An 11,976-nucleotide genomic window follows, 5' to 3' on the forward strand; every position below is an offset into this window, starting at 1 on the left:
TTATTTAGCGCTGAGGATTTTAGCTTTGGTAGATTTTAATACGATCGTTCCGAGTATTCCGGCAAGTACCGAGGCGATCAGGATGCCATATTTGGCCTGTTCTGCAAACCGGGGATCATCAAAAGCAAGTCCGCTGATAAAGAGCGACATGGTGAAACCAATTCCGGCAAGGAGGGAGATGCCCATCATTTGCTTCCAGCTAGCCCCTTCGGGCAGGCGGGCAAAACCAAGTCTCACCATTAAAAAGCAGAAGAGCATGATCCCCGTAAATTTACCGATCACCAGGCCAGCGCTTACCCCCAGTGATACAGGATTGAGTATGGCACTAAAGAAATCCGGACCAATGATGATCCCGGAGTTTGCCAATGCAAAAAGCGGCATAACCAGGAACGCAACATAGGGATGTAAGGCGTGTTCTATCTTTTGAAGTGGCGTTTCAGCCGCAAGGCTTAAAGTTTTAACCTGGCGGATGGTACGGTGCTGGTCTGGGGTGGTCAGGGTACTGTTACTAGGGATTTCGCGATCAAAATCATCAGTCAGCCTACGCAGGGTTTTGGAATACAGCATTTCATCAATCCTGGTTCTCGCCGGAATGGTAAAAGCCACCAGTACCCCGGCAAGCGTAGCATGCACACCCGAGAGCAGGAAACCGATCCAGACCGCAATACCTACAATGAGGTAAAAAGCGCTGCTTCTAATGCCCATAGTATTCCCGATAATAAGCACCAGCAGTAATAATCCGGCAATGCCAAGGGCCATAAAGTTTACCCAGCCCGTGTAAAAGAAAGCAATCACCAGTACAGCGCCCAAGTCATCAGCCACGGCCAGCGCAGAGAGAAATACTTTTATTGAGGATGGAATATGTTTTCCCGCCATAGACAGCAGCGCCAGTGCAAAGGCAATATCAGTGGCCATCGGGATACCCCAGCCATGTTCCGCTGATGAACCGTAATTAAACAGGATATAAATCCCTGCAGGTACCAGCATACCACCAAGGGCCGCCGTCATGGGCAACAGTGCTTTCGAAAAGGTAGAAAGCTCCCCTTCCATAAACTCCCGCTTTAATTCCAGGCCTATAACAAAAAAGAACAATGCCATCAGGCCGTCATTTATCCAGATGTGCAAGGGTTTGTCCAGAATGTTTGAACCAAATCCTACTTTGAAGTGCATATCCCAAAGGTGATGATAAGACTCACCGTAAGCCGAATTGGCCCACAGTATAGCAATAATCACGCTAATTAGCAGTACAATGCCACTGGTATATTCCAGATGGACGAAGCGACTGACCGGGGCTATAATTTTTTCAATAGGCGTTTTGGGTAGATTTTTAATCATAGTATACTTGTTCTCGTGGCTGCAAAATAGTGTTTTTATCTGGCTGGTGATTAATTAAAGTTTAAACAGGTATTCAGCTGGACGGTTTTGATAAAAATCGGATTTTACTTTGAAAGTGTCGATTCTTTGAATTGATAAGTTTAGCCGAACTAATGAGAAAAACTGTAATTACCTCTACAAGAGCGGCTATGTGGTTTCAATGGTTGTATCCCCGTTTTGAGGATATTCAAAATCAATAATCTTGTATAGCCTAAAAAGCTTAAGTCCTAACTAAAACGTGATAAAGCAGTAAGGAAATTTAAATCGACTGGTTGCGATTTATCGTTTCATGAGGAACCGTTGATGGTATGAAGTTCAAATTTGAAGTCCGCCATTTCATACCCAGCGTCTTTTTATTATGTGGCAGTGCATCAATAAAATCAGCTGCTCAACCATCATAAAAGTAATCGCTTACTCCTCTCCAAGCATCGTGGTTGCTGTCGATCTGAACGAAAGATATGGAAACCTTTGTTTTCTCATCAGCTGAAGCACTTACGGTAAAAGCCTTCGTGGCTATCAAATAAATAAAGTATGTTCTGGTGATAAATTCACTAATAAGGAGCATTAATCTGTCATGGCCTGCGCTGTTAATACAAATACTAATCCTTAATGGGAAGTGTAAACCAGAAAGTACTACCTTCCCCTTCTTTGCTGTCTGCACCAATTTCACCTTGATGGGAACGGATAATCTCTGAGGAAATATAAAGCCCCAAACCGAGACCTTTGCCTTTTTGGCTTCCGCCCTGATAGTAACGTTCAAAAAGATGAGAAACCTGGTGTGCTGGTATGCCCTGCCCCTGATCACTTACGCTTATGCGTATTTGCTGTCCTAAGTTTTCAAGCTTCAGACTGATCCGTTTACTTTCAGGAGCATACTTAACGGCATTATTGACAAAATTGGTAATCACCTGCCCAATGCGAATCTGATCGGCTTCGATCATCATTGATTCGGCTAGTATACTAATATCAAAGTCTTGATTTTCCTGGACATGCTGGCTACACGCAGCCATTAACAGGGAGATGTCGAAGGGGGTTTTGTGCAGATTGATGTTGCCGTCAGTATGCCTGCCTAAATCAAGCAATTCATCAACCATGTTATTGAGCCGATCCATGCTGGTTAATGCCGACAGGATAAGTTTCGAGGCCATTGGGTGGTCGATTTTATCGCGGATTTTACCCAAGAGCTGGAGGTTACCCTTCAATACAGTAATCGGGGTCTTCATCTCATGGCTGGCTACCGAAAGGAAATCATCCTTCCTAAGCTCATACTGTTTTCTCAAAGTAATATCCTGGGTAACGCCAATCATTTTAACCGCTTTCCCTTTCTGATCATACCTTGGGCGGCCATTGACCTGAATCCAGTGGATACTGCCTTCGGGCCAGGCGATCTGGTATTCAATGTCGTAAAGGGTGTTTGACTCGATAGATTTTTCGACACTCTTTTGCACCATTTCCCGGTGATGAGGCATAATGGCCTGCATCAGGTCCGGAAAATCGAAATCCTTTGTTAACGGAATGCCGAAATTTGTTTTGCATTGGTCGCTGCACAGCATCTTGCCACTTTCCAGATCAAGTTCATAAGAACCCAGCTGGGCCGCATTAAGGGCAAGTGACAGTCTTTGGTTCTGCTCTTCAACCAGTTTTCTTGAATGTACCTGTTCGCTCACTTCTGATGCTACAACAATGATGCTTTCAGTAAGCCTGTTTGGGCCCAGAATGGGTTTATAGATAAAGTTAAAATGGTATTCATCTCGTTTTCCTGCACGTATGAGCTCAATTTGTTCTTCCCAGCCATTGTAGGTTTGTCCGCTGGAATAGACCTGGGCGAGGATTTCGGGCAGCCGCTGACCGGTGAGTTCAGGGAAGACTTCAAGCAAGGGATGTCCTATAACCGAAGCGGATTTCCCCCAAAGCTCGAGCATAGCAGGATTCGCACTTTCTATTCTCAATGTACTACCCTTCAACAAGGCAACAGCAAAAGGGGTATCATGAAAGAAGCTAAGCGCCCTGGCTACTGCGCCGCTCAAAGAGGTGTTCTCCTTGTTCAGGTTCAGATTGATACCGTGAAGCTGACTGTTTGCCTTTTCCAGTTCCAGGGAAATGGACTCCAGGCGTTCATTGGCCTGCTGTAATTGTTCATTGGTTGCAAGGTATTCTTCATTCATGGCAGCAAGCTGTTCGTTTGCTGATTGCAGCTCTTCGTTGGTGGCCTGGTATTCTTCGTTCAGGGCTGCCAGTTCATTATTCAGCTCGCCAAGTATTATATTCCCCCTATTGAGATCCTGATTAAGCTGTTCAGCCTCTGCCTGTTTTTCGTGGGCCAGTTTCCAGGCAGCTACACGTCCGCTCACATCGGTGGCCGTATGCAGGATGCAGTACATCTTGCCATGTTCATCACGGATGGCACGGTAGGTGAAATCAAAATATGAAGTTTTCATCTCCCCATTTATTTCAAGTGTAGCCTGTGTATCTGTGGCCTGGAAAGTTTCACCCGTTTTCCAGACATTTTTAAGCAACTTGGTAAAGGGTTGTCCTTTCATCTCGGGTATGGCATCCTCAAAACGCATCCCATGAACGGATGAATTTTTCCCCCAGATGTTGAGCATGGCATCATTGACAAGCTGTATGGTAAGCTCTTCGCCAGTATAGATCGCAGTGGCATCATGGGAACGCAGCAGGATATCCAGGAGCGCCTGGCCACTCATTGTACTGATAAATTTAATCATTGCACGCTCAACTTAACAGGGCATAAACAAAAATAATTAAATTGGTTTAATTTAAAAAAGCTTAAAAACCTAGATGAGTATTTTTAAACGAAAATCAGCATATAACGGGAATTTGTTATCCGTATTCGGACACAAAGTTTATAATCTTACCCGAACTCGAATAGCTGTTCGTTTTATCCATCGCGATGGAAGAGTTCCGCTCAATGCTCCGAAACAGTCCATAGTTTGCAAGGAATCAATCTAGGAAGCTCTCGACAGTATCTAGTAGATTATCCATGTCAAAAGGTTTGGCCATGTAAGCAGATGCCCCTGCAGCAACTGCGATTTCCTGCCCATCCCGGCTGGCGGAGATAATCATTACCGGCAGATGCTTCGTTACCGGATTGGCACGAATAGCCCTGAGTAGCTGATCGCCCGATACCACGGGCATCCAGAGATCGAGAATCACCAGGTCCGGCTGCTCTCTTTCAATGAGCATGGGTACGTTCAAACTATTGAGTTCACAAATGATTTCATGAGAAATGTCAGCGAGCATGAGCTCTAGTACATCTAGGATACCTTCGTCATCATCACAGATGAGTATCTTCTTATTCGGCATCTGCTTCCTTTCCTTTTTTAGGTAGCGTAAAACTAAAGACAGACCCTTTTCCTTTTTCACTTTCCACCCACAAGCTCCCCTGATGATTCTTAATGATCTGGTCACAGATGTACAGGCCTATCCCCATGCCCGGAAATTTCTTTTGGATATCATTGCCACGGTAAAAGCGTTCAAAGACCTTTTTCTTGTCTTCTTCATTCATTCCAAGACCAAAATCCTTGACCGAAACCTTTACATAATCGCTAAGGCTGGCCACATTTACTTCAATCTCACGGGCATCTGGAGCATACTTAATGGCATTGGAAAGCAGATTGTTGATCACCTGGATCAAGTGGGATTCATCTCCTGTAACCTGTGAACCAGTTTTTCCGATAAGAGAAATTTTATGTCCAGGAACCGTGGCCCGAATGGCTTCAACCGATTCGAGTACCATCTGATCAAAATCAAAAGGTGACTTATGAAGCTCTATGTTTCCTGTCTGGATGCGCGAAACGTCAAGCAGTTCGGCGATAAGGCTATTCAGGCGGTCAACATATTGTGACACTTTATTTAAAGTAGCAGTATATTTTTCGGGAACGTTATTAGGGACTGTTTTTTCCAGAACCTGTATGTACCCTTTGATGGCAGTCAAGGGGGTTTTAAGTTCATGGCTGGCAATGGAGAGAAAGTCATCCTTACGCCGCTCAATTTCCTTACGGTCGGTAATATCCTCTATAGCCAACAGAATCTGGTCTTTAAACTGCCCCTCGAGCTCAATCCGGTAGGCATTGAGCAGCATCAGCTTTCTGCCGATGTGTGGAAAATCATAATCAACCTCGAAATCAACGACCGGGTTATTAGTCGGTAGGATTTTGACCAAGAGCTCACGAAGTTGCGGAATATCCCATTGGTTGTTCCCCAATTCATAAAGGGTCCTACCAATAGTTTCCTCTGCACTTACCTTAAATGTTCTTAAGAAATGGTAATTCACGCTGAGCACCTTGAAATGGGGATCCAGGACCAGAAGTCCTTCCCGTACGGTCTGTATGATACTTGATAAAAAGGCTTCGCTATCTTTTAAATCAGCTGTTCGTTCTTCAATGCGTTTTTCCATGATGGCCTTTTGCTGTCGCAGGTCATGTTCGGCATTTTTCCTGGCGGTGACGTCATTCTGTACGCCAATGAAATGAGTTACAGCGCCAGAGGCATCTTTGACCGGAGACATATATAATTCATTCCAGAAAAGTTCTCCATTCTTTTTGTAATTACGGATTTCCACGGTACATTCTTCCCCATTTTCAACACAATCTGAAAGCATATACCTTTCTTTCTGGTTGCGGTCTGCAGACTGCAGAAAGCGGCAGTTGTGTCCGATAATTTCTTTTCGATTATAGCCGGTCATTTTTTCAAACGCAGCGTTACAGTAAACGATTGGATTATCAGGTTGGGTATGGTCGGTAATGATTATACCTGAAATGGAGGCATCAAGTGCCTTGGTCAGGAGTTCGAAATTCTTCGTCAACGAATCGCCCGATAGGTCGAACTTGCCTTCTTTAAATGTGCTCAATGTTTAATTGTAAAGTGTAACCATATATATGGAGCGGTTTAACTGACTATGCCGAATAATCAAATTACTTAAATGATCGATTCATTCGCAGCTAAATATAGTACATTTAAATTAAGCAAATTGTTTTTGCCAGCATACAACTATTTCGTCTATATCTGTTCACTGAAGTTAGAGTGATGTATACAGCGCTAGATGTTTGGAGATTTCGCCGGACTTCTTTGAAATATCACTAAATAGTGAATAACAAAACAGACCATCTGACAATAATGTCAGTACTATTTCCCCTTCATCAATGTTATTACAGTTTCTAATAGCCGAAATTTTAAAAAGTGGAGACAAAACTGAAAAAAATGTTCTAAGCTAATCTGCTCAAGGTATCAGCACTCACTTTATTTTTATAAAAAACACTCCAAATCTTAACAAATTGACATTCAAAATGATGCAAAAACCAATAGAAAAACCGTAAAAAACTAGTATTTTGAAGTGTTTGAAAATCAGAAATTTGCAAAATTAAACTTTCTAAAATCACGGCAAAAAAAGCTTAAAAAAGAAACATTTTTAAAACACAAATAGCTAACAATCAGATTGTTAGCTATTAAAAAATGTACCCAGAAGCAGATTCGAACTGCCACGCCGTTGCCAGCGCCACCCCCTCAAGATGGTGCGTCTACCAATTTCGCCACCTGGGTATTTATGCTGCAAATATAATTTAATTTTGGATTTTGGAAACAGCTATTTACAATTCGATTTTCAATCCATCATACGCCAGCCTGATGTTTGGAGGTAAATCCTTCTCTACAAGTTCATGCAAACCTAAATTATGGCTGATGTGTGTTAAGTAAGTCGTTTCTGCACCTACCTGGTTTGCAAATTCAATTGCCTCTGCTAAGGTAAAATGTGAGATATGCGGCTCTTTCTGTAAGGCATTAATCACCAGTATTTTGCTACCTTTAATTTTCTCAAAACTGCTTTCAGGAATGGTTTTGGCATCAGTGATATAAGTAAAATCGCCAATCCGGTAACCCGTAATAGGTAAAAGATGGTGCATCACTTCAAATGGAATGATGCTATGCTTACCTATTTTAAAGTCTTCGCCATTGTGTACGGTATGCAGGTTAATTTGCGGCAGGCCATGGTATTTAGTTTCTGCAAAAATGTAGTAAAACTCGCGTTTTAATGAGGTTTGAACCCGCTCTGTTGCATAAACATCAATAATTTTATGCAGCAGATAATTAAAGGGACGGATATCATCAAGACCGGCAATATGGTCTTTATGCTCGTGTGTAAATAAAACGGCATCCAGGTCTTTTACTTTTTCACGCAAAAGCTGGTAACGAAAATCCGGACCACTATCTACCACAAGGTTTTTATCGCCAAGCTCAATTAAAACAGAAGTCCTTAAACGATTATCGCGTTTGTCTGTCGATTGACAAACCTCGCAGTTACAAGCAATAACAGGAACGCCTTGTGATGTACCGGTTCCTAAAAAAGTAACCTTCATCTTAAATTCTTTCCTTTCTGACTAAATAATTGCCTGTTTGCTGCTGCATTAAAATAATTCGGTTTGCTGTAGTGAATGAAAAAACTGGCGTTGCTTTTCATCTAACAGATTTTCGTCGGGATTGGTTTGCTTTACCAAGGTAACCAGGGCAGCAATTTTACCTTCGAGGTTAGAGAATTTATTAACAACAATGATTTTATTATGTTCGAGCAGGCATGACCCTGTTTTAAAGTTCCCTTTCTCATAACGAACCTTAAAACCCATTGCATGGAGCAATAATTCTAATTTCTCTAAAGTATGGTTTGTTAGTGGCAACGACATTGGAACAAACTTAGAGAAATCTAAGCAGCATTCATAAACACATGCTTGTTTTTTTTCACCAACTTAAACAGCTAAGTGGACAAAATAAATAACAAAGGTTCAATTGTTTCCAACTGAACCTTTATATGTATCATCCGCCATGCGGAAAGATAAAATTATCTTAAATCGACAACCTCAACACCAGGATATTTCTTCGCATCGAAAGCAAATGTTGTTTCAGGAACATTTACATTTGGCGAGAAAGTTTTCACGTTGTACGTGTATTTATTACCATTTTTATCAAATAACACCACATTTGCAATTTGCTTTGCCGTTTTATCAATACTTAAGCGAACTTTAAAGATTGATTTTTTCGCATCAACAGGCGTTAAGTCAATCATCTGGTAAGTTTTAGCACCTACTTTTTCTTCACCTGTATAAATATATTTAAATCCTTTTTCGTAAACGGTAAAGATTTTAGCAGGATTAATGGCATCGCCGCTGTTATCCACATTGCTTACCTGTACTTCTTTATCTTTTTTCAGATAAGTCCACTGGCTTTTACCATCGCTGAATAATTCCTGGTTTGTCATTGCCACTTTATACTTATTTGAATTGGCTTTAACATATAAAGTACCTTGCTGTGTTTCTTTAACCTTAGCTTTAGGATTATCTAAAGTGAAAGTAAAATCGGTTTTCACAATATTATACGATTTGTATTTTTTACTTACTTCTGCTAAAATTGCTTTAGCCTTTGCATCAGTTTGAGCATAAGTTGATGTTGTAAAAGCAACCACAACCATTAATGCTGAAATTAATTTCTTCATCTTATATCTTTTATATTTTCTATTGAACGTTAGAGTAGATTTTTAACAATTAGTTTAATCTAATCTTTGTTATCCATGCTATTCAAGAATTGTTCCAAAGAATACTCATCAGGATATAAAACTTCCCGGGCCTTGCTTCCTTCAAATGGGCCAACAATACCGGCGGCTTCCAGTTGGTCGATAATCCGGCCTGCACGGTTGTAACCGAGTTTAAGTTTACGCTGAATAAGGGATGTTGAACCTTGTTGGTGCAATACAATCAGCCTTGCAGCCTCTTCAAAAAACTTATCACGTTCGTTAGGATCGAAATCGGCCTTACTCCCCTCTCCTGCTTCATCTATGTATTCAGGCAACTGATAAGCATCAGCATAACCCCGTTGGTTACCGATATATTCAGAAATTCTATCCACTTCAGGTGTATCAACGAAAGCACACTGTAGCCTGATTAAGTCGCTGCCTGTAGATAACAGCATATCTCCGCGGCCAATAAGCTGGTCGGCACCACCGCTATCCAGAATTGTACGTGAGTCAATTTTCGACAATACCCTAAAGGCCAGCCTTGCCGGGAAGTTGGCTTTAATTGTACCTGTAATGATATTAACTGATGGACGCTGCGTAGCCAATACGAGGTGAATACCAATGGCACGGGCAAGTTGTGCTAAACGGGCAATCGGCGCTTCTACTTCTTTACCCGCAGTCATCATTAAATCGGCAAACTCATCCACCACCAATACAATGAAAGGCAAGAAACGGTGCCCGTTGTTAGGATTAAGCTTGCGCTTGATGAATTTATCGTTGTATTCCTTTAAGTTCCTTACCTGTGCATCTTTTAGTAAATCATAACGCTGATCCATTTCGATACATAAAGAGTTAAGTGTATTAACCACTTTTTTGGTATCCGTAATAATAGCATCGGCTTCTCCTGGTAATTTAGCCAGGAAATGGCGTTCAATTCTGTTAAACAGGGTAAGCTCTACCTTTTTTGGATCGACAAGTACAAATTTTAACTGCGCCGGGTGTTTTTTAAATAGCAGCGAAACCAGAATGGAGTTAATACCAACTGATTTACCCTGTCCTGTAGCCCCAGCCACCAACAAGTGTGGCATTTTAGCTAAATCGGCAATAAACACTTCATTACTAATGGTTTTACCCAATGCGATAGGTAAATCCATGGTATTCTGTGTCCATTTTTCCGTATTTAAAATGCTCCGCATGGGCACCATTTCCGGATGCTGGTTAGGCACCTCGATACCAATGGTTCCCTTACCAGGCATCGGTGCTATAATACGGATACCTAAAGCTGCCAGTGAGAGTGCAATGTCATCTTCCAGATTTTTAATTTTCGAAATCCTTACACCCGGAGCCGGAATAATCTCGTATAGGGTAACTGTTGGGCCAATCGTTGCTTTAATCTTATCAATTTCAATGTTGTAATGATTGAGGGTTTCGACAATTTTATTCTTATTGGCTTCGAGTTCTTCGGCATTAACCGAAATTTTATTGGTACCGTAATTCTCCAGTAAATCTATAGTAGGGTACTTATAACCTGATAAATCAAGTTTTTCGTCGTAGTTACCAAACTGTTCAACCAAATCATCAGATTTTTTCTCTTCTTCGGTTTTTTCGATGGTAAATGCAGGTTCCTTTTCTTCTTCGATGGCAGGCTCAACCGTTAGTGGTAATGATGATGCCGCAGCTGAAGTGACTAAAGGTAAATTGGTGGCCATTGGCGACAAAACTACTGGTGTAATCACCTCATCTTCTTCTTCCTTCCCTTCGTAACGACTTGGCTGAATAACGACATTTTGTTGCTTGCGTTCGTTATTAAAAGGAGCCTTGTCGCGAACCGGAAATTCAATTGACTCAGATGGTTCTTCAACTTCGCGGTTTTGAGCAAACTTCTCCCTTACTTCATTAACATAATCAGGGGTTTCGTTATCAAGGTAAACTTCTTTCTTTTTACGCTCGGGGATCTTAAAATCAATATTGTAGGCAATGATTAAAATGGTTAAACCGGCAAAAGCAATTAGTCCTGCCACACCCGCCGCACCGATTTGGGCAGCAAGTAATTTGTTACTCCAGTAACCAAATTCGCCTTCAACATAATGTGGCGACTCTGACCAGAAGCTATGCGCAAAACCCAGTGTTAAGGATATAAACAACAAAAAGAAAAAGCTATACCCTAAGGTTTTAGAAATAGACAGGATTTTAACCTTAAATAACAACCGGTAGCCGATAATAAAGAAAGCCAGTACAAACAGGAAAGAAGCAATTCCGAACCATTCGTAAATAAACTGGTGCGATAAGAGTGCCCCAAATTTACCCAGCCAGTTTTGTACCACCGGAATGGCAACGCCCGAATCTTTAAGTTCATCGGCAGTTTTAAATAAATTGCCCCAACCGCCGTTGGCATCGATTACATAACTCTGGTCGTCTTGCCAGGTAAATAAGTACGAGGTAAAGGCAATTAAGAAGTAAAGAGAAAGAATAACAAAAAACAGACCTACTATCTTTACGGCACGCCCATCCTGCAAGTCGAAACTTGGTAAATATGCTCTTTTTTCCTTAGGCTGCCTTGCCGAAGACGATCTGCCCGAAGCATTTTCGTTGCCTTTATCTTTGAATGTGTTGGTTTTAAACTGGTTTCCCCTTACCGCCATTTTCTATCCTAATATTTTTAATAATGAACAAACTTAACTAAAACTGCGCAGCATTCACGAAAGCGTTATAAAAAATATAATCTATTCGAGGTTGCTTCCGCTGCGAAAAGTTTTATTGTACTATTCCGTGCACATGAAACATAAATAAAGCCATGGAATCAGTATAAATTACTATCATCGTTGCACTTTTAAAGCTCCCTTAAATTAAATAATTATTTGGGCAACATTAAACCTTTAACTCAAAAAATCGTCTATTATTTTAACAACACACAAGTTGTACGTTTTGTCAAATGAAGCGGATTTTGTTTTAGGTTTTATCCCGTTTGTTCCTGGAGAGGTTAAACGGGATTTTTTTATTAAAATTAAATTGGCCTTAATTCTTCATTAGCATCATTGGTTGAAGCCAATGGCCTCAGCATACATATTTCAGTAAAAATTTCTTAA

9 protein-coding genes and 1 tRNA gene are annotated in these 11,976 nt (G+C 41.2%); all 10 read right to left on the reverse strand.

Annotated elements, in window-relative coordinates; all coding sequences use genetic code 11:
* Window positions 1-1,335 carry a Na+/H+ antiporter NhaA gene (gene nhaA, locus R2R71_RS14435; RefSeq protein WP_316831986.1) on the reverse strand — a complete coding sequence of 445 codons (1,335 nt, stop codon included), beginning with the start codon at window positions 1,333-1,335 and terminating at the stop codon, window positions 1-3.
* A 427-nt stretch (window positions 1,336-1,762) separates the two neighbouring features.
* On the reverse strand, window positions 1,763-1,894 hold the full coding sequence (locus tag R2R71_RS14440) for a hypothetical protein (RefSeq protein WP_316831987.1): 132 nt from the start codon (window positions 1,892-1,894) through the stop codon (window positions 1,763-1,765).
* A gap of 79 nt (window positions 1,895-1,973) precedes the next feature.
* Window positions 1,974-4,100: an ATP-binding protein gene (locus R2R71_RS14445; protein WP_316831988.1), complete on the reverse strand. Its 2,127-nt coding sequence runs from the start codon at window positions 4,098-4,100 to the stop codon at window positions 1,974-1,976.
* Window positions 4,101-4,335: 235 nt separating this feature from the next.
* Window positions 4,336-4,698 carry a response regulator gene (locus R2R71_RS14450; RefSeq protein ID WP_316831989.1) on the reverse strand — a complete coding sequence of 121 codons (363 nt, stop codon included), beginning with the start codon at window positions 4,696-4,698 and terminating at the stop codon, window positions 4,336-4,338.
* Window positions 4,688-6,244, reverse strand: a complete 1,557-nt coding sequence (locus tag R2R71_RS14455) for a PAS domain-containing protein (protein ID WP_316831990.1) — start codon at window positions 6,242-6,244, stop codon at window positions 4,688-4,690. The genes R2R71_RS14450 and R2R71_RS14455 overlap by 11 nt, the downstream gene beginning before the upstream one ends.
* A gap of 605 nt (window positions 6,245-6,849) precedes the next feature.
* Window positions 6,850-6,933, reverse strand: a tRNA-Leu gene (locus R2R71_RS14460).
* Window positions 6,934-6,980: 47 nt separating this feature from the next.
* The gene (locus R2R71_RS14465; RefSeq protein WP_316831991.1) at window positions 6,981-7,745 is read right to left on the reverse strand and encodes an MBL fold metallo-hydrolase; all 765 of its coding nucleotides are present in this window, start codon (window positions 7,743-7,745) and stop codon (window positions 6,981-6,983) included.
* Window positions 7,746-7,793: 48 nt separating this feature from the next.
* Window positions 7,794-8,066 carry a hypothetical protein gene (locus tag R2R71_RS14470; protein ID WP_316831992.1) on the reverse strand — a complete coding sequence of 91 codons (273 nt, stop codon included), beginning with the start codon at window positions 8,064-8,066 and terminating at the stop codon, window positions 7,794-7,796.
* 155 nt (window positions 8,067-8,221) lie between these two features.
* A complete protein-coding gene (locus tag R2R71_RS14475) occupies window positions 8,222-8,872 on the reverse strand; it encodes an outer membrane lipoprotein carrier protein LolA (RefSeq protein ID WP_316831993.1) in 651 nt (216 codons plus the stop codon).
* A 59-nt stretch (window positions 8,873-8,931) separates the two neighbouring features.
* Window positions 8,932-11,532: a DNA translocase FtsK gene (locus tag R2R71_RS14480; RefSeq protein WP_316831994.1), complete on the reverse strand. Its 2,601-nt coding sequence runs from the start codon at window positions 11,530-11,532 to the stop codon at window positions 8,932-8,934.
* Window positions 11,533-11,976 lie beyond the last annotated feature (444 nt).

The organism is Pedobacter aquatilis, from assembly GCF_032678405.1.
Classification (GTDB): Bacteria; Bacteroidota; Bacteroidia; order Sphingobacteriales; family Sphingobacteriaceae; genus Pedobacter; species Pedobacter aquatilis_A.

Coding starts and splice junctions, on each gene's coding strand:
- R2R71_RS14445 (WP_316831988.1), bottom strand. CDS start 4,100: ATGATTAAATTTATCAGTACAATGAGTGGCCAGGCGCTCCTGGATATC.
- R2R71_RS14480 (WP_316831994.1), bottom strand. CDS start 11,532: ATGGCGGTAAGGGGAAACCAGTTTAAAACCAACACATTCAAAGATAAA.
- R2R71_RS14475 (WP_316831993.1), bottom strand. CDS start 8,872: ATGAAGAAATTAATTTCAGCATTAATGGTTGTGGTTGCTTTTACAACA.
- R2R71_RS14465 (WP_316831991.1), bottom strand. CDS start 7,745: ATGAAGGTTACTTTTTTAGGAACCGGTACATCACAAGGCGTTCCTGTT.
- R2R71_RS14450 (WP_316831989.1), bottom strand. CDS start 4,698: ATGCCGAATAAGAAGATACTCATCTGTGATGATGACGAAGGTATCCTA.
- nhaA (WP_316831986.1), bottom strand. CDS start 1,335: ATGATTAAAAATCTACCCAAAACGCCTATTGAAAAAATTATAGCCCCG.
- R2R71_RS14470 (WP_316831992.1), bottom strand. CDS start 8,066: ATGTCGTTGCCACTAACAAACCATACTTTAGAGAAATTAGAATTATTG.